Below are 18,058 nucleotides of genomic sequence, written 5' to 3'. Positions count from 1 at the left end.
TAGAAGTTGATGCTATAGGAAAAAAACCTGGCGTGTATTCTGCTAGATTTGCAGGAGAAAATGCAACTGATGAAGAAAATAGACAAAAGTTAATTAAGTCTTTAAGTAATATTCCTGCAAGTAAAAGAACAGCAAGATTTGTTTCAGCAATAGCTGTGGTATTCCCAGATGGAAAAGAATTTGTAGTTAGAGGAACTTGTGAAGGTACTATAGGATTTGAGGAAAAAGGTAAAAATGGATTTGGATATGATTCTTTATTTATAGTAAATGGATATAATAAGACTTTTGCAGAAATGCCAGCAACTATAAAAAACAGCATAAGCCATAGAGCTAATGCCCTAAAATTAATGAAAAGTGAGTTTAATAAAAGGGTAGTGAGATAATGAAAGTAGGAGTAGTAAGTGATACACATATGATGAAGAAATTCATCGATGAAACTATACCATACTTAAAAGAATGTGATTTAATAATTCATGCAGGAGATAATTTTTCGGATTCAAAGTATATACATAGTATGACAAATGTAGGAGTCATGGCAGTTAGAGGAAACTGTGACGTTGATAATGTAGAGGATGAATTAGTTTTTGAAGTAGAAGGTAAGACTATATTTTTATGTCATGGAGATAAATATGGTGTGAATGTGAAATATGGAATAGATATGCTAAAATCAAAAGCAAAGTCTATGAATGCGGATATAGTTATATTTGGACACACTCATACTCCTCTATGTATAGAAGAAGAGGGAATACTATATTTAAATCCAGGAAGTGTATCACTTCCAAGACAAGTAAAATATAGAAGTTTTGTTACACTAGATATTGAAGATGAAAAAATACAGATACAAGAAATAAAACTATAATATATGTTTATAAGCAATGCAACTGAGGCTCATAAATCAATGGAACACTTGTAAATAAAAAAACTTATGTGCTATAATTAAAGAGTTAAACTATAAGTATAATGGATTTAAATTCCATATACAAATTATTACATAACGATATAGGAGGATTAAGTCAATGAAAGCAGAATTAATTAAAAAAGAAGGCAACAAAGTGACTTTAAAAATAACTGTAGATAATAATAAATTTGAAGCAGCAGTAACAAAAGCATACAACAAAAACAAGGGTAAATATAACATACCAGGATTTAGAAAAGGTAAAGCTCCAAAGGTTGTTATAGAAACTCAATATGGAAAAGGAATATTCTATAATGATGCTATAGAAATACTATTCCCAGAAGTTTATCCTGAAGCTATAAAGGAATTAAACATAGATCCGATAGATAGACCAGACTTAGACGTTGAAGAAATAAGTCAAGACAATGGATTAGTTATGGTTGTTAACGTTGAAGTTAAACCAGAATTCGAATTAGGAGCTTACAAAGGTATAGAAATAGCTAAAGTAGATAATAATGTAAGTGAAGAAGAAGTAGAATTAAACCTACAAGAAATGGTAAATAAAAATGCTAGATTAGTAAGCGTAGAAGATAAAGCATTAGAAAATGGAGATACAGCTGTTATAGACTTCGAAGGATTTGAAAGCGGTGTAGCTTTTGAAGGTGGAAAAGGTGAAAACTATAACTTAGCTATAGGATCAAACACATTTATACCAGGATTTGAAGAGCAATTAATAGGTAAGAAAGCAGGAGAAGAAGTAGAAGTTAACGTTACTTTCCCAGCGGAATACCATGCTGAAAACTTAGCTGGAAAGCCAGTTGTATTCAACGTAAAAGTAAATGATGTAAAGGTAAAAGAATTATCTCAATTAGATGATGAATTTGCTAAAGATACTAGTGAGTTTGATACTTTAGCTGAATTAAGAGCTGACGTAAGAGCTAAATTAGAAGCAGATGCTAAAAATAATGCAGAAGCTGAAATGAGAAATGCTATAGTTGAGAAAGTTGCTGCAAATACAGAAGTAGAAGTTCCAGAAGCTATGGTACAACATCAAATAGATAATATGTTAATGGAGCTTAACTACCAATTACAATACCAAGGATTAAACTTACAACAATTATTAGAAATGACAGGAAGAAGCATAGATGAATTAAGAGAAGAAAGAAAAGCTGATGCAGCTAAATTAGTAAAATCTTCTTTAGTATTAGAAACTATAGCTGATGTAGAAAAGATAGAAGCTACTGATGAAGATTTCAATGCTGAAATAGAAAAAATGGCATCTATGTACAATATGGAAGTTGATAAGTTAAAAGCTTCTTTAAGAGAAACAGATGTTGAAGATATAAAAGGGCAAGTAAAAATAAGAAAAACTATAGACTTATTAGTTGACAATGCAATAATAGCTTAATTTTTTACAGTAGCCTAATAGGCTACTGTAAATTATATATAAAAAAATAGAAGATATAGAGGGGGTATGATCCATGGCATTAGTACCTGTAGTAGTTGAACAAACAGGAAGAGGAGAAAGATCGTACGATATATATTCTAGATTATTAAAAGATAGAATAATATTTCTAGGAGATGAAGTAAATGACGCCACAGCAGGCCTTATAGTAGCTCAGTTACTATTTTTAGAGGCTGATGATCCAGATAAGGATATATATTTATATATAAATTCACCTGGAGGAAGTATAACTGCTGGGATGGCTATTTACGATACTATGCAATATATTAAGCCAGATGTATGTACTATATGCATAGGAATGGCTGCATCTATGGGAGCATTTTTATTAGCAGCAGGAGAAAGAGGAAAGAGATTCGCTTTACCAAATAGTGAAATAATGATACATCAGCCATTAGGTGGAACTAGAGGTCAAGCAACAGACATAGAAATACACGCTAAAAGAATAATAAAAATGAAGGAAACTTTAAATAAGATACTATCAGAGAGAACAGGTCAGCCATTAGAAAAAATTCAAATGGACACTGAACGTGATAACTTCATGGTTGCAAGTGATGCCAAGGAATATGGCTTAATCGATGAAGTAATCACAAAAAGACCGTAGATAGGAAGAGGTGCTTAATATGTCAAAATATGAAGAGAAAAGACAGTTAAAATGTTCATTCTGCGGTAAAAACCAAGAGCAAGTTAGACGATTAATTGCAGGACCAAATGTTTATATATGTGATGAATGCGTTGAACTTTGTGATGAAATAATCCAAGAGGAAATAGATGAAACTATTGAAGAGGATACTACATCTTTACCAAAACCAAAGGAAATGATGGAAATCTTAAATGATTATGTAATCGGGCAAGAAAGAGCTAAAAAAGCCTTATCAGTTGCTGTATATAATCATTACAAGAGAATCTACAGTAAGAAAGTTAATACTAAAGATATAGAGATACAAAAGAGTAATATACTTTTACTAGGGCCAACAGGTTCAGGAAAAACTTTATTAGCTCAAACTTTAGCGAAAACTCTTAATGTTCCTTTTGCAATGGCTGATGCTACATCATTAACAGAGGCAGGATATGTTGGAGAAGACGTAGAAAATATTCTTTTAAAACTTATCCAAGCAGCTGACTTTGATGTAGAGAAAGCTGAGAGAGGTATAATTTACATAGATGAGATAGATAAGATTGCTAGAAAATCTGAAAATCCATCTATAACCAGAGATGTTAGTGGAGAAGGTGTTCAGCAAGCGCTTCTAAAAATATTAGAAGGAACAACTGCAAATGTTCCACCACAAGGTGGAAGAAAACACCCTCATCAAGAATTCTTAAAGATAGATACTACTAATATATTATTTATATTAGGAGGAGCTTTCGATGGAATAGAAAAGATAATCCAAAAACGTGGTGGAGAAAAAACACTTGGATTTGGTGCTAAGATAGAAAGTAAAAAAGAAATGGATTTAGGAAAAATATATGCTCAAGTTCTTCCAGAAGACTTATTAAAGTTTGGTATAATACCAGAGTTTATAGGGAGAATTCCAGTTATAGCTACTTTAGAGTTATTAGATGAAGATGCTTTAATGAGAATATTAAAAGAACCTAAAAATGCTTTAGTAAAACAATATAAAAAATTGTTAGAACTAGATGATGTTGTACTAGAATTTGAAGAAGATGCTCTTCGTGCTATAGCTAAAAAAGCTATAGAAAGAAACACAGGAGCTAGAGGGCTTAGAAGTATAGTTGAAAATACTATGATGGAAAGTATGTTTGAAGTTCCTTCTAGAGATGACATCAAAAAAGTTATAGTAACGAAAGAAGCTGTTGATGATGGGGCACAACCAGCTATAGTACTCAAAGACCAAGAAGAAAGTGCATAATTTAAAAAGGAGCTTTGAAGGCTCCTTTTTAAATTGAATTATAAAGTATAGATTTTTGATTTTTAAAATATATAATGTTAATTAACAGGGGGGTCTTAAAGACTTCTTTTTTTAATCGGATAATTAAATAGTATAATAGGGATCTTTTTTAAAGATTATTTAAATAAATTAAAATTATCATTTTATTTATATTTATTTAGATATTATAAAAATATTATACCAATAATACCATAAATAAAAACTATAGCTATGGAGCCAACTTTTTTCGTGTATAATAGAAAGAAAGAAGACAAAAAAGCTAGTACTCCATATGAATCCCATGATATATTTAATGCTGATGAAAAAGTAGCCGATAGCATAAATCCAAGGGTTATAGGTCTAAGGGTAGTAAGTAGATTTTCTATTTTAGGATTATCTTTACATTTATTAAATAATTTTGATACTATAGTTAATCCAATTGTTGAAAAAATTATAACCCCTATTGAAGCAAAAATAGAACCTAATATACCAGATACTTTAAATCCAACGAACGTAGCACAGTTGATAGCTATTGGACCGGGTGTAGATTGAGATAAAGCTAATAAATCTAAGAATTCTTGATTTGAGATAAATCTATATTTATTTATAAATTCTTGTTGAATAAATGGTAACATAGCATAGCCACCACCAAAACTGAAAGCACCTATTTTTAGAAATATAAGAAAAATTAGGATTGTTTTATACATAAGCTATAGGCACCTCCTGCAATTATTAAGTAAATAGGACTTATATTAAATACCCCAATTGACATAAATGATATAATTAATAACAGGATATTTTGTTTTGATTTAGGTAGTTTATGGAAAAGATTGATAAAAGCATAAAGCAAAAGAGAAATTACAACAGGGCTAACACCCTTGAAAAATGTATCAAGCAATTTAGAAGATCCATTATTAAAATATAAATAGGATAAGGCTAAAACAATTACAAATGCTGATAGTATAGAACCTAGAGTACAAACTATAATTCCAGGTATTTTATAAAGACGATAACCCAGTAAAACAGATATATTAACAGCCATAACACCAGGGAAACTTTGAGCTATAGATAAATAATCTATAAATTCTTCTTGAGTTAAAAGTTTTTGTTTATATACAAGTTCATCTTCTATGAGAGGAACCATAGCATAACCGCCCCCAAATGTAAAGGTACCAATCTTTACAAAAGTTAAAAATAAATTTAACATTAATATAACCTCCGTAGTTTTAAAATTATATGTAAGTATATTACTATTCATATTATATCATAATAAAATAAGACTAAAATATACTAATAAGTTTGTATTAATGTTGAAAATTAAGTTTCGTAAATATATAATATATAAAGCAATAAAATCTAGCACTTTAAGGAGTGATATTAGTGGAACAGAATTATACTAAAATAGAACATGAATTACCGTTAATTCCACTTAGAGGATTAGCGATATTCCCATATATGATATTAAATTTTGATGTAGGAAGAGAAGTATCACTTAAAGCTTTAGATGAAGCTATGTCAGCCGAAGAATTAGTATTTTTAACTTCTCAGAAAGCGGCAGAAGTTGATGAGCCTACAGAAGAAGATTTTTATCATGTTGGGACAATCTGTAAGGTTAAGCAGATGATAAAGCTACCAGGAGAAACAGTACGTGTATTAGTAGAGGGAATTTCAAGAGGTAGAGCAAAAGAGATAAAGTTAGAAGATGGATATTTTAAAACGATAGTAGATGAAATAGTTTTTGATGCTGAAAATGCAGAGGAAGATGTAGAAGTTGAAGCTTTTGTAAGAAATATATTTGATGCATTTGAAGAGTACATAAACATAGGTAATCGAGTTTCACCAGAAATACTTATATCGTTAGCTGAGATAGACAATGTAGATCGTTTTATAGATACTATAGCAGCAAATATATACTTAAAACCAGAACAAAAGCAACAAATATTAGAAGAATTTGATATTAAGAAAAGACTAGAACTTATTTATACAATTCTTTTAGAAGAAATAGATATATTAAAAATCGAGAAAAAAATAACTCTAAGAGTTAAAAAGCAAATGAACAAAGTCCAAAAAGAATATTACCTTAGAGAACAATTAAAAGCTATACAAAAAGAGTTAGGTGAAGAGGAAGATATAAATTCGGAAGCTGACGAATATAGAGCGAAGCTTAAAAAAATAAAAGCTCCAAAAGAAACTAAAGAAAAAATAGCTAAAGAAATAGAAAAGTTTTCAAAGGTATCTCCAATGTCTCCTGATTTATCAGTAAGTAGAGCATACTTAGATACTGTATTTTCTCTGCCTTGGAATAATGAAACAAGAGACAAGCTAGATATAGTTAAGGCTAAGGAAATATTAGATAATGAACACTATGGTTTAGAAAAAGTTAAAGAAAGAATATTAGAATATCTAGCAATAAGAAAGTTATCTAAATCTTTAAAAGGACCTATAATATGTTTAGTTGGACCTCCGGGAGTTGGTAAAACATCTATAGCTAAATCAATAGCTAATTCTTTAGGTAGAAAATTTGTAAGAATATCTTTAGGTGGAGTTAGAGATGAAGCTGAAATAAGAGGACATAGAAGAACTTATGTAGGAGCTATTCCAGGAAGAATTGTAAATGGAATAAAGGAAGCTAAAACTAAAAATCCAGTATTCTTACTAGATGAAATAGATAAAATGTCTACAGATTACAAAGGGGATCCATCATCGGCAATGTTAGAGGTGTTAGACCCTGAACAAAACAAAGACTTTGTAGATCACTACTTAGAAATGCCTTTTGATTTATCTAAAATATTATTTGTAACTACTGCAAATAGTTTAAGTACTATACCAAGACCATTACTAGATAGAATGGAAATAATAGAGGTATCAGGATATATAGAAGAGGAAAAATTAAACATAACTAAAAAATATTTACTTCCAAAGCAAATTAAAGAACATGCTTTAAAGTCTGAATTTATAAAAATGAATGATGAAACTATAAAAGATATAATAAATTCTTATACTAGAGAAGCTGGGGTAAGAAACTTAGAAAGAACTATAGGTAAAATATGCAGAAAGGTTGCTAAGAAGTATGTTGAGAATCCTTCTTTAGAAGAAGTTGTAATAACTAAATCAGACTTAGATGAGTATTTAGGTAAAAATAGATTTAGACATCAATTAGCAGGCTCTAAACCAGAAGTAGGGCTAGTAACTGGACTTGCATGGACATCTGTTGGAGGAGAAACTTTAACAGTAGAAGTTAATGTACTTAAAGGAAAAGGTCAAATTGTTTTAACTGGAAAGTTAGGAGATGTGATGAAAGAATCTGCTCAAACTGCTATATCTTACATAAGATCAATAGCTGATAGATTCAATATAGACCATGAATTCTATAAAAATAATGACATACATATTCATATACCAGAAGGTGCAGTGCCAAAAGATGGACCATCAGCAGGGATAACTATGGCACTAGCTGTTATATCATCATTAACAAATATACCTGTTTTAAATAATATAGCTATGACAGGAGAGATAACTCTTAGAGGAAGAGTCTTAGCTGTAGGTGGTGTTAAAGAAAAACTATTAGCAGCACATAGAGCAGGAATAACTAAGGTATTACTTCCAAAAGAATGTGAAGCAGATTTAGATGAAATACCTGAAAATATAAAAGAAAAAATGGAATTTGTGCTTGTTGAACATATGGATGAAGTGTTAGAACATGCATTATTAAGGAATGGTGAAAAATAATGAAAATTAGAAGCTCAGAAATAACAATGAGTGCAGTAAATAAATCACAATACCCAGACGAAGGTATACCAGAAATAGCTTTAGTTGGTAGATCAAATGTAGGAAAGTCATCAACTGTAAATACTCTACTAAATAGAAGAAATTTTGCTAGAACAAGTCAAACACCAGGTAAGACAAGAACTATAAATTTCTATCTTATAAATAAAGAATTTTTCTTTGTAGATCTTCCGGGTTATGGATATGCTAAAATAGCTAAATCTGAAAAAGACAAATGGGGAACTATAATGGAGAGATATCTAGAAGATAGAGAGGAATTATGCTCTATTTTCTTACTTGTAGATATTAGACATGAACCAACTAATGATGATGTAATGATGTACGAATGGATAAAGCACTTTGGATATAACTGTGTAGTAATAGCTACAAAAGCAGATAAAATATCGAGAGGCCAATATCAAAAGCATATAAGTATAATTAGAAAAAAATTACAATTAGAAAAAGATGAAAAAGTAATACCATTATCTTCTCTTAAAAAAACAGGGGTAGAAGAAGTATGGGACGAAATAATCAGACAATATAATGAGCATGGTTATGAAATAACTGTAGACTAGTAATATATATTTAAAGGAGTGGCTATTTGCTACTCCTTTTCAAATATGAAATTAATTTGTAAATAAAATGGTTTAGTTAGTAAGAAGGTAAAATAATTGATGTAATTTATAGCTTTAATACAACATGATTAAATTTAAATTTTTCACATAAAATAAACTCTAGGTAGTAACCAAACAAAGGTCTTATTAATATACTAATAAAATAGAATATAAATCTTTAGGGGGTACTTATTATGGAAAATAAAGTTGTACAATTATTCCCAGGTGGCAATACAGCAAATGGGCCATATAATTTTTTTGAATATATGATACCAAGCAACGTAAATAGGATTTTTTGTTTAAAAGGTGGTCCAGGAGTAGGTAAATCATCATTAATGAAAAAGATTGCAAAAGAGTTTATAGATAAAGGATATGAAGTTGAGTTACACTATTGTCCATCAGATCCAAGTTCTTTAGATGGAGTTGTAATAAAGAAATTAGGAGTGGTGTTGCTAGACGGAACAGCGCCTCATATTGTTGATCCTAAAGATCCAGGTGCGATAGATGAAGTGGTGAACTTAGGTGATTATTGGAATTTAGAAAATATGGAGAAAAATAGAAAAGAAATTGTAGAGTGTGGAAAAGACATAAATGATTCATTTAAAAGAGCATATAAATTTTTAAAGGCTGCGGAACCTATATATTATGATATAGAAGAAAAATATAGAGCTTGTATGGATTTTGGTCAGGTAAATTTATTAACAGAACATTTCCTTTATGATTTATTTAAAGATGCAAGTAGTACAGGAATTTATAAAAAAGAAAGACATTTATTTGGAACGGCTATAACTCCAGTAGGGCATTTAGATTATACAGATAGTATTCTTAGTAAAGTATCTAAAATATATCATTTAAACGGAAATATAGGAACTGGTAAAACAACATTTTTACAAACAATCTGTGATAAAGCGGTTAAAAAAGGAATGTATGTGGAAGTATATCATTATCCACTTATAAAAGAAAAATTAGAAACGATAATAATTAAAGATTTAGATATAGGAATAACGGTGAGTAGTTTATTTGAAGGAAAAAATACTATCGACTTAAATAAATATTTAAATCAAGAAAAATTATCTAAGTATGAAGAAGAAATAAAATTTGACGAGAAGGTTTTTGACGAATTAATAGAATATGCTATTGATAATCTAAAAAAGGCAAAAGCTAAACATGATGTTATAGAAACATATTATGTTCCTAATATGAGATTTGATGAGATTGAACCGTTAAGAGTTGATTTAGTAAAAAGAATATTAAAATATGAAAAATAAATATACTAGATAGAATATATTTCAGAATGAATTTTTCAGTAAAATTTAAATATTTTTATAATGCTATATAAAATTAACAATAATAAGCTGTAGAGATAGGTATGATTTATTTAATCCTAAATTCTACAGCTTTTGTTATTAAAATTAAAAGTTAGATTATTTAAAATCTATAGGTCATTATTTAAATATAAAACCTTTATAATATAAATATTAATCTTTTTAACTAAATTCATGAATTATTTTTTATGATAGATATTTATTGTAAATAATATTAAAATAAATATGATATTTATAAATTTAAAACTTAAATACAAAAACAGGGAGTATATTGGTATGAAAAATAGACATGTGTTGATAATACTAATGAGTGCAATAGTAGGAATATTTGTTGGTATGATGATGAAGGAATATGAAAGAAAAAATGACATGTATATAAGTAAAGATAAATATACACGAAAAGAAATATATTCAACTAATAAAGAGATCAAAAAATTAAATAAGGAGAAGAAAAAGGTAGAAAATGAATTAGAAGATTTAAAAAATAAGTATGAAGATATAGAAAATATAAAGCAGGTAGAAGACTTAAAATCAAATTTATCATACACCGATATTAGTGGTAGTGGAATAGTTATAAAGATAGATGCTATAAATGAAGATGTAGGGAATATAGCAAATCTAATTGATTATAATAAGATATTAGTGAACCTCATAAATGAAGTTAAAGTCAATGGAGGAGTATTCATATCTATAAACGAACAAAGAATAAATCAATATTCTGAAATAGTTCTAGCTGGGAGCCATATAAATATAAATTCTATTCCAATTGCTCAACCATATGAAATAAAGGTTATTGGAAATACATATGAGTTATATAAATATGTAGATAAAGAAAGCAATTACTTAAGAAGTATAGATAATAATTATCCTATAAAATTAAATCTTAAGGTAGATGAAAATATAAATATGAAAAGAATGAATCTACCAAATAAATTAGAGTATATAAAGGGTGAGTAAAATAATTTTACAAGAAAGCAGATTAACTAAGTTAATACCAGAGAAGTTAGCCAAAAGATATAATGTATTTCCAATTGAAATAAAGGATAATAACTTACATATAGAAATAGAAAATGAAGATATATATGCTATTAGTGATTTGAAGTTAGCTACGGGAATGGATATTGTCTTAGAAAAGAGAGATAAGGATACAATTACTAAAAAAATAAATAAATATTATAAAGGTGAAAATAAATTAGATGAGGGCTATGCTAAAAATTTATTCAAAGAAATTTTAAGTAAAGCTATATCAAAAAATGCTAGTGACATACACATAGAACCATTCGAAGAATACTTAATAATAAGATTTAGAATAGATGGAGAATTAAATGAAATAGCTCGGTTTTTAATGGATATATATCCATATTTATCGTCTGTAATAAAATTAGATACAGCTATGGATATTACAGAAAAAAGAGTTCCACAAGATGGCAGAGTTAATCTAAGTATTAATAATTCATTGATAGATATTAGAGCGTCATGTATACCAACTGTGTATGGCGAAAAGATAGTACTAAGAATACTAAACAGAAATACATTTTTAAAAAAGAAAGAAGACTTAGGTTTTTGTATTGAAGCAATAAATAAAATACAGAATATAATAAATAAAAAATCAGGTATTTTATTAGTGACAGGTTCTACAGGAAGCGGAAAGACAACAACGGTATATTCTATATTAAATGATTTAAGAAATACAAATAAAAATATAATGACTATCGAAGACCCTGTAGAATATAAAATGGAAGGCATAAGTCAAATTCAAGTAAATCATAAATCGGGGTTAAGTTTTGATATAGGACTGAGGTCTATATTAAGGCAAGATCCAGATATTATAATGATAGGTGAAATAAGAGATGTAGAAACAGCTCAGATAGCTATAAGAGCAGCTATAACAGGTCATTTAGTAATAAGTACTATACATACTAATGATGCTATATCATCTATTGCAAGATTAATAGATATGCAAGTACCGCCATACCTTATAAATGCATCTCTTATAGGCATAATATCTCAAAAATTAGTTAAAAAAATGTGTCCAAAGTGCAACAGAAATAAGATTATTAAAGATACTATGGAAATAGATATAAATACTAAATTAGGTGAAGGATGTGAAATGTGTAAAGATAAAGGTTATATAGGGAGAACAGCTATATATGAAATATTAGAAATAAATGATCAAATAAGAAAATGTATCCAGGAAATGAGAGATTCTAAAGATATAAAAGAAATCGCAATAAAAAATGGGATGATAACATTTGAAGAAAGTAGTAAAAAACTAATTAAAAATTAAAATAACTACATTAAAAGAATAAATAATGATAGAAGATATAGATTAAAAGGGAGAACTATTTAATGGGTTTGTATAAATGTGTAGTTTATGATAAAGACAAAAAGAGGAAGAATTTAAAGATAGAATTAGACTCTGAAGAAGAAATTAATAATTATATAAGCATAAATGAATTAACCATGGTTAGCATAAAAACTATAGATAATAAAGAAAGTATAAAACTAAAAGAAAAAGAATTAAAAATTCTGTGTAGGCAAATGGGTATATTGTTAGAATCAGGATGCGAAATTACAAAAATGATAGAGATACTAAGAAATCAATCTAATAACAAAATAAGTAATATATTATCAGAAATAGCTAATCATATTCAAAGAGGAAATTCTATAACTGAATCATTTCAAAAATCAAAATTATTTTCAACATTTTTTATAAGCATGATTAAGGCAGGAGAGGTTAGTGGTAAATTAGATACAGTAATGTATAGTTTAGCTGATTACTATGATAAAGAAGATAAAGTAAAATCTAAAATTAAGACAGTTTCAATATATCCTACAATACTATTAGTATTATCTGCTGCATCAATGCTAATTATAATGACAATGGTGATACCAAGATTTGAGATGATATTTATAAGCAATGGCATGAATCCCCCATTATTAACCAAAATTTTAATAAATATATCTTCATTTATAAGAACTACATATATTTACATAATAATAGTTATTTTAGGTATTATACCTACCTCAATTCATTTCATAAGAAATAGTACTAAAGTAATTCGACTTAAAAATAATTTGAAGTTTAAAACTCCAGTCATAAAAAACATAACCCAATTAGTTATTACAACGAGATTTTGTAGAGCATTAAGTATGCTAGTAGAAAGTGGAGTACAAATTATAGATGCTATAGATATATCTGCAAAAATAATAGACAATAAATTTATTTATGAAAAACTTTTGATATCAAAAGGATATATTGAAAAAGGAAATAGTATAGGACATTCTTTAAATCTATTTAATGTTTTTCCAAAATTATTTATATCTATGATAAATATAGGTGAAGAAAGTGGAAGACTGGAAGAAAGTCTAAAAACTATTGATAGTTTTTATAGTAACGATTTAGATACAAAGATAGAACGAATTATGAGGCTTATAGAGCCTATAATAATATTAATCATAGGGGTTATCATAGGAATATTCATGGTCGCTATGGTGATGCCTATGTTTGATGCAATAGTTTCAATATAAGAGGAGAATAAAATATGAAAAATAAGAAAAGAAGAGCAGGGTTTACATTAGTTGAAATGGTGATAGTTGTAACTATATTAGGAGTTTTATCGAGTTTAGGATTTATGAAATTTGGACAAGTTCAAGAAAATGCAAGATTAAATTCTGATTATGTAGCTGCTTCAAGCTTAGCTACTGCAACAAATTTGGCTTTAAATGATAAATCAGTTACGAAAGATTCAAATGGAGAAGTTAAAATATCGGATTTAGTAGAAACTAAATACTTAAGGATTGAACCAGTACCCCAAAGTGAGGAAGGTGTATTTGAAATAGTTGTTGACTCGGATAGTAGTATAACTATAAAAGTTGGAGAAATTCAATTTTATCCTAAGACAACAGCAGATAGTGTTGATAATCCATAAATTTTACGATAAATATATTGTTCAGGTTAAGTATAATTTTGAAAATTATTAGCTTTATTGGCAGATACTTAATGATTTCTTTATTTAATTGGAACAATAGATTAAGCAAAATATATAATAAATTTATAACTTTAGAGGTGATATTATTAAAAAATTAGTCAATGTTGAAATAAATCACAACTATATAAAAATAACTCTTTTAAGAAAATCAAAAAATGAAATATACATATATAGATCGTCAATAACAGGCATTTCACAACAAGATTATGATATCAATAAACATGCTGTGCTAGTAGCAGAGATTATAAGAAATGAAGTTCAAGGAGTAGAAAAATCTTATAAAGATATAGTTTATAATATCCAAGATGATAAAACTATAATTAGAAATATTGAAGTATTAAATGTTAAGAATAAGAGAGATATATTAAAAATGATAGAATTTGAAATAATTCAATATATTCCTATAAATTTAAATGATTATATTATGAAGTATAAAAAAATCAAATTAAATGAACATAAGTTGAATTTACAAGTTATTTTAATACCTAAATCTATGATAGAACTATGTAATTGCATTTCAAAAAAATTAAAAAGTAAAGCAAGAATATTAAATGTAAATTGTGATATACTTCAAAAGATTTTAAGCTTAAACTTAATTCAAGGGTTTTCTCAAAGTGGTATATTTATTGAGTGCAAGGATAGAGAGTTTATTTTAAACATGGTTAAAGACAACCAAGTATATGAATCTCATGTATTACCTAGAACTATTCATTCCTATGAATCAGTAGTAAATTCAATTAGAGATTTTGAAAATGTATATTATTATGGTAACTATGACCCATTTATTGAAAATTATTTAGGTGATGAATTTATTGTTCAGCCTTTAAGGTTGACAGAAAATATAAAGTTAACAAAAAATGAATCAGTTATAAGTAATGCAGATATAAATCATATAAATAGTATAGGAATGATAATATAATGAGAAATTATAAAACTTTAAATTTTTTTTATGATTATAATAAACCTACATATATAAATAAAATAGCTACATTAAGTATGTTAACACTTATACTTTTAAATTTATCAATTAATATTATAAAATTAAAGAAGTTAGAATCTGAGATGATCAATCATAAATCTGATAGTGTAGTTAATGATGAAGTAGAATATAAACAAGAAAAAAGTATAGATTTAAATCAAATAGAATATATGTACTCTTTATTTGGTGCATCTAATATTAATGAGATGATTATATTAAATGATGATGTACAAATACAAGGTAAATGTACAGATTTAAACATATTGTATGATATTAAGAACATGGATATAGTCAAAAAATCATCAGTAAACAATATAAAAAAAGAAGGGGATTACTATATGTTTACGTTGAAATATCAAACTAGGTGATGAATATGAAGTTAAATAAAATAAAAAAAGAATTATTAAATATACTCATAGTTATTATAACTGGATTAATAATAAATGGAATTATAGTATATCCTATTAAATCTAAGATTAAAAACATAAAGATTGAAAAGGAACAAGTTATTAATAATAACAAGCAAAAAGTAAAACTAGAAGAAATAAATGATAGTATAAGTGATGATCAGTTAGAAGAAGCTGATATAGTATTAAATATAGAAAAAGAATTTAGCAAATTTATTAATGTATTGTATGTTAATAAATTTACTGAATGGGATGAAAATAATAATGAATACACAAAAATTGAATTAAAAGTAAGTGGGAGTGTAGACCAGCTATTTAAGATAAATGATGAAATAAAAAAAATAAAAGGAAATAATAGCATAGAAAATATGCAAATAAATAAAAAAACTAATAATAATGTGGAAACTAAAGAAAGAATTAAAGTCAATATTATAGATTGTGTAATGACATTTAGAGTCGGATAACAAAAAAACTTGAAGTAACTAATATGTTCATATCGATTAGTGATATATATTAAGGAAATTAGTATGAACTTAATTAGAGAAACATAAAGGAATCTAGACTGAACTTATAGAAAATCTATATATAATGCAGTAAATTGTTATATCAAAATTTAACATTATAATAAAAATAATAAAATAATATCATAATTATAGAATCATTGAAGAAAAAATGGTATAATAATAAATTGTACTTTAATTTAAAAAATGAAGGAGTGAAAGTCACATTGTTAGGGAGAAATGAGTTATGCCCTTGTGGCAGTGGCAGAAAATATAAAAGATGTTGTTTAAATAAAGATGTTGTGTTGGAGAGAGCAGGTAGAAAAGTTGTGCTTTCACAAAAGCAATATTCAGAATTATATACAAGAATACAGGAATATGCAAAACAAGATAAATTTAAAGAAGAATGTGAAAAGGCTAAAGAGATGTTTTACATAGTGGAAGATGAAGCAACTAATGAAAAGTTTGAAAGATTCTTTAATACTTATTTTGTACAAGACCATATAATGGAAAGTAAAAAAGTGATGACTGTTGAATTCTATGAAGCCAATAGAGACAATTTAAATACAAAAGAAGTGGAAATACTAAGAAATTTATTTGAATCTTATGTAGGTATTTATGAAGTTAAAGAAGTATTAGACGACAAAATTTTATTAAAAGATTGTTTAACACAAAAGGAAATTTACACAGAAGATGTAAACTTATTAAAAGATTTTAAAGTAGGAAGTTGTATGATAGCTAGAATAGTTAATATCGAAGATACAAGTATACTAATAGATGTAACTATAAGTATATCAAACTCAGTTAAAGATGTTATCTGTAATGATATAGTACAGTTATTCAATCAATATGAAGATTTATACAAAGATATGAAAACTTTCTTAATACATCACACACATATATTATATAAATATATGCAACAATTACTAGATCCAAGTATAGCTGAATATTTAAAACAACAAAAAGAAGCGAAAATGAATAAAGCAACAGAAGAAATAGCATTAACACAAGAAGATGCAAATGAAGATGAGTGTAAAGTATGTTTTGTCCTTAGACAAAATGTTGAACAAGAACATATAGGTTCATGCATAGCGTTTTGGAATGAGTATAAGCAAGTTCATGGAGACGTAAAAGGGTCTGAAAATGGATGGGCTGCAGCAGTTGAGTATCATATGAAAAAAGTTGCAGGAGAAAATATAACACAAGCACAAATATCTAAGAAGTATGAAATAAGTCCTAGTACATTAGGAAAGAGATACAAGGATCTTAAAGTATCTTAAAATTTCATTGAAAATTGGTAATCATTTATTCAGAGTATGATTAAAAAGCCTTATTTAAGAGAATAAATATATGTAAATTAGTTTAGGAATTATATTAAAATATAGTTCCTAAAATTTTGCGCTAAAACATAAAAAATAGCTATATAAAAATTAAATTTTATATAAATTATAAAAAAAGGTTTTAATATATGCGAATAATGTATAAAATAGTAAATATATAAAATGTACAGAAAGAGGTATAGTTATGAGTCTTAGTTTAGGAAGCGCAATAGCAGTATCAACAAATTTTATAAAGTCTAATCCAGCGGTACCTGTATATAAAGGAGAAGAAAATCCAAGTAATTTGTATGCTGTTATTTACCATATAGAAATAGGATATAATGAAGTAAAAACTCAAAAAACTAAACAATATATAATAATAGATTATAAAGAATTTAATTTATCTATAGATGAAAAAAATGAGTTAGTAGAAGTTGCTAAAAAATATTGTGAATCTAATGGAATACCTGAAGATGAACAATTAGAAATAGCTCTTTTAGATAATGAAGAAGCTGAAAACTTCTTAGAAAAAATATTCAATAACATGAAGGTTATAAGAGGTCTTATAACTAAGAAGGACTAAGTAATATGAATTTAGTAGGAATAGAAAATATAACGCCTTATGAGGGTGTAGTAGAGTTTAAAGTATATAGATATGATGATGAAATTGATTTAGGTAATAAAGATTTATTTGTATGTGATTTAAAAGTAGTGATGGTTAAAGTTAACCCTATATATGTAGAAAAGATAGGTAAATCTATAGATGTATTAGCATTAGTTACTAATTTAAACTCAAATGCAAAAAAAGTATCTATACAAAATGAAATTAAAGAATTTATTTTAGACGAGATTTTGGAAGAAAATCTACAAAAAGAGAATATAGATGTTATGTTTATAGAAAGCTAGGTTTA

At 27.2% G+C, this 18,058-nt stretch carries 20 protein-coding genes; 18 read left to right on the top strand and 2 right to left on the bottom strand.

The annotated features are described in order from the left end of the window. The 5 genes from VLM92_RS08255 to clpX form a co-directional block, all read left to right on the top strand. A partial coding sequence (locus VLM92_RS08255; protein ID WP_325275864.1) for a non-canonical purine NTP pyrophosphatase occupies positions 1-383 on the top strand: 383 nt, incomplete at its 5' end. Then, complete coding sequence (locus tag VLM92_RS08250; protein ID WP_325275863.1) at positions 383-859, top strand: metallophosphoesterase; 477 nt, start codon at positions 383-385, stop codon at positions 857-859. The genes VLM92_RS08255 and VLM92_RS08250, both read left to right, overlap by 1 nt. A 157-nt stretch (positions 860-1,016) precedes the next feature. After that, positions 1,017-2,303, top strand: coding sequence for a trigger factor (gene tig, locus VLM92_RS08245; RefSeq protein WP_325275862.1), 1,287 nt, complete (start codon positions 1,017-1,019; stop codon positions 2,301-2,303). A 73-nt stretch (positions 2,304-2,376) separates the two neighbouring features. Then, on the top strand, positions 2,377-2,961 hold the full coding sequence (clpP, locus tag VLM92_RS08240) for an ATP-dependent Clp endopeptidase proteolytic subunit ClpP (RefSeq protein WP_325275861.1): 585 nt from the start codon (positions 2,377-2,379) through the stop codon (positions 2,959-2,961). 19 nt (positions 2,962-2,980) lie between these two features. Then, positions 2,981-4,228 carry an ATP-dependent Clp protease ATP-binding subunit ClpX gene (clpX, locus tag VLM92_RS08235; RefSeq protein WP_325275860.1) on the top strand — a complete coding sequence of 416 codons (1,248 nt, stop codon included), beginning with the start codon at positions 2,981-2,983 and terminating at the stop codon, positions 4,226-4,228. Between the two features lie 203 nt (positions 4,229-4,431). On the opposite strand, the gene VLM92_RS08230 is transcribed toward clpX, so the two are convergent. Then, positions 4,432-4,953, bottom strand: a complete 522-nt coding sequence (locus VLM92_RS08230) for a chromate transporter (protein WP_325275859.1) — start codon at positions 4,951-4,953, stop codon at positions 4,432-4,434. Continuing rightward, positions 4,935-5,453, bottom strand: coding sequence for a chromate transporter (locus VLM92_RS08225; protein WP_325275858.1), 519 nt, complete (start codon positions 5,451-5,453; stop codon positions 4,935-4,937). The genes VLM92_RS08230 and VLM92_RS08225 overlap by 19 nt, the downstream gene beginning before the upstream one ends. Positions 5,454-5,626: 173 nt before the next feature. On the opposite strand from VLM92_RS08225, the gene lon reads away from it, so the two are divergent. The 13 genes from lon (at position 5,627) to VLM92_RS08160 (ending at position 18,053) form a co-directional block, all read left to right on the top strand. Next, entirely contained in the window at positions 5,627-7,975 is a 2,349-nt protein-coding gene (gene lon / locus VLM92_RS08220) for an endopeptidase La (protein ID WP_325275857.1), read from the top strand. Continuing rightward, entirely contained in the window at positions 7,975-8,586 is a 612-nt protein-coding gene (yihA, locus tag VLM92_RS08215; RefSeq protein WP_325275856.1) for a ribosome biogenesis GTP-binding protein YihA/YsxC, read from the top strand. The genes lon and yihA overlap by 1 nt, the downstream gene beginning before the upstream one ends. Positions 8,587-8,819: 233 nt before the next feature. After that, the gene (locus tag VLM92_RS08210; RefSeq protein WP_325275855.1) at positions 8,820-9,893 is read left to right on the top strand and encodes a PRK06851 family protein; all 1,074 of its coding nucleotides are present in this window, start codon (positions 8,820-8,822) and stop codon (positions 9,891-9,893) included. Between the two features lie 333 nt (positions 9,894-10,226). Continuing rightward, positions 10,227-10,907 (top strand): DUF881 domain-containing protein, encoded by a 681-nt coding sequence (locus VLM92_RS08205; protein WP_325275854.1) that lies wholly within the window; start codon positions 10,227-10,229, stop codon positions 10,905-10,907. Further along, complete coding sequence (locus tag VLM92_RS08200; protein WP_325275853.1) at positions 10,900-12,237, top strand: GspE/PulE family protein; 1,338 nt, start codon at positions 10,900-10,902, stop codon at positions 12,235-12,237. The genes VLM92_RS08205 and VLM92_RS08200 overlap by 8 nt, the downstream gene beginning before the upstream one ends. Before the next feature lie 62 nt (positions 12,238-12,299). Next, complete coding sequence (locus VLM92_RS08195; protein WP_325275852.1) at positions 12,300-13,481, top strand: type II secretion system F family protein; 1,182 nt, start codon at positions 12,300-12,302, stop codon at positions 13,479-13,481. 14 nt (positions 13,482-13,495) lie between these two features. Then, complete coding sequence (locus VLM92_RS08190) at positions 13,496-13,882, top strand: type II secretion system protein (protein WP_325275851.1); 387 nt, start codon at positions 13,496-13,498, stop codon at positions 13,880-13,882. A 286-nt stretch (positions 13,883-14,168) separates the two neighbouring features. Next, entirely contained in the window at positions 14,169-14,861 is a 693-nt protein-coding gene (locus VLM92_RS08185) for a pilus assembly protein PilM (RefSeq protein ID WP_325275850.1), read from the top strand. Beyond that, positions 14,861-15,289, top strand: a complete 429-nt coding sequence (locus VLM92_RS08180; protein ID WP_325275849.1) for a hypothetical protein — start codon at positions 14,861-14,863, stop codon at positions 15,287-15,289. The genes VLM92_RS08185 and VLM92_RS08180 overlap by 1 nt, the downstream gene beginning before the upstream one ends. Positions 15,290-15,294: 5 nt before the next feature. Further along, positions 15,295-15,792, top strand: coding sequence for a hypothetical protein (locus VLM92_RS08175; protein ID WP_325275848.1), 498 nt, complete (start codon positions 15,295-15,297; stop codon positions 15,790-15,792). A 263-nt stretch (positions 15,793-16,055) separates the two neighbouring features. After that, complete coding sequence (locus tag VLM92_RS08170; RefSeq protein ID WP_325275847.1) at positions 16,056-17,108, top strand: YecA family protein; 1,053 nt, start codon at positions 16,056-16,058, stop codon at positions 17,106-17,108. A 244-nt stretch (positions 17,109-17,352) separates the two neighbouring features. Next, a complete protein-coding gene (locus VLM92_RS08165) occupies positions 17,353-17,730 on the top strand; it encodes a hypothetical protein (RefSeq protein ID WP_325275846.1) in 378 nt (125 codons plus the stop codon). A 5-nt stretch (positions 17,731-17,735) separates the two neighbouring features. Further along, positions 17,736-18,053 (top strand): hypothetical protein, encoded by a 318-nt coding sequence (locus VLM92_RS08160; protein WP_325275845.1) that lies wholly within the window; start codon positions 17,736-17,738, stop codon positions 18,051-18,053. The last annotated feature ends 5 nt before the right edge of the window (positions 18,054-18,058 follow it).

The organism is Romboutsia sp. (genome assembly GCF_035470145.1).
Lineage (GTDB): Bacteria > Bacillota > Clostridia > Peptostreptococcales > Peptostreptococcaceae > Romboutsia_D.
Note: the sequence above shows the minus strand (reverse complement) of the source record. Positions and strands in the feature narration are given on the sequence as shown.

What these genes read in the sequence shown, in the direction of transcription:
- VLM92_RS08250 (WP_325275863.1), top strand. Translation starts at nt 383, where the DNA reads ATGAAAGTAGGAGTAGTAAGTGATACACATATGATGAAGAAATTCATC.
- tig (WP_325275862.1), top strand. Translation starts at nt 1,017, where the DNA reads ATGAAAGCAGAATTAATTAAAAAAGAAGGCAACAAAGTGACTTTAAAA.
- clpP (WP_325275861.1), top strand. Translation starts at nt 2,377, where the DNA reads ATGGCATTAGTACCTGTAGTAGTTGAACAAACAGGAAGAGGAGAAAGA.
- clpX (WP_325275860.1), top strand. Translation starts at nt 2,981, where the DNA reads ATGTCAAAATATGAAGAGAAAAGACAGTTAAAATGTTCATTCTGCGGT.
- VLM92_RS08230 (WP_325275859.1), bottom strand. Translation starts at nt 4,953, where the DNA reads ATGTATAAAACAATCCTAATTTTTCTTATATTTCTAAAAATAGGTGCT.
- VLM92_RS08225 (WP_325275858.1), bottom strand. Translation starts at nt 5,453, where the DNA reads ATGTTAAATTTATTTTTAACTTTTGTAAAGATTGGTACCTTTACATTT.
- yihA (WP_325275856.1), top strand. Translation starts at nt 7,975, where the DNA reads ATGAAAATTAGAAGCTCAGAAATAACAATGAGTGCAGTAAATAAATCA.
- VLM92_RS08210 (WP_325275855.1), top strand. Translation starts at nt 8,820, where the DNA reads ATGGAAAATAAAGTTGTACAATTATTCCCAGGTGGCAATACAGCAAAT.
- VLM92_RS08205 (WP_325275854.1), top strand. Translation starts at nt 10,227, where the DNA reads ATGAAAAATAGACATGTGTTGATAATACTAATGAGTGCAATAGTAGGA.
- VLM92_RS08195 (WP_325275852.1), top strand. Translation starts at nt 12,300, where the DNA reads ATGGGTTTGTATAAATGTGTAGTTTATGATAAAGACAAAAAGAGGAAG.
- VLM92_RS08190 (WP_325275851.1), top strand. Translation starts at nt 13,496, where the DNA reads ATGAAAAATAAGAAAAGAAGAGCAGGGTTTACATTAGTTGAAATGGTG.
- VLM92_RS08180 (WP_325275849.1), top strand. Translation starts at nt 14,861, where the DNA reads ATGAGAAATTATAAAACTTTAAATTTTTTTTATGATTATAATAAACCT.
- VLM92_RS08175 (WP_325275848.1), top strand. Translation starts at nt 15,295, where the DNA reads ATGAAGTTAAATAAAATAAAAAAAGAATTATTAAATATACTCATAGTT.
- VLM92_RS08165 (WP_325275846.1), top strand. Translation starts at nt 17,353, where the DNA reads ATGAGTCTTAGTTTAGGAAGCGCAATAGCAGTATCAACAAATTTTATA.
- VLM92_RS08160 (WP_325275845.1), top strand. Translation starts at nt 17,736, where the DNA reads ATGAATTTAGTAGGAATAGAAAATATAACGCCTTATGAGGGTGTAGTA.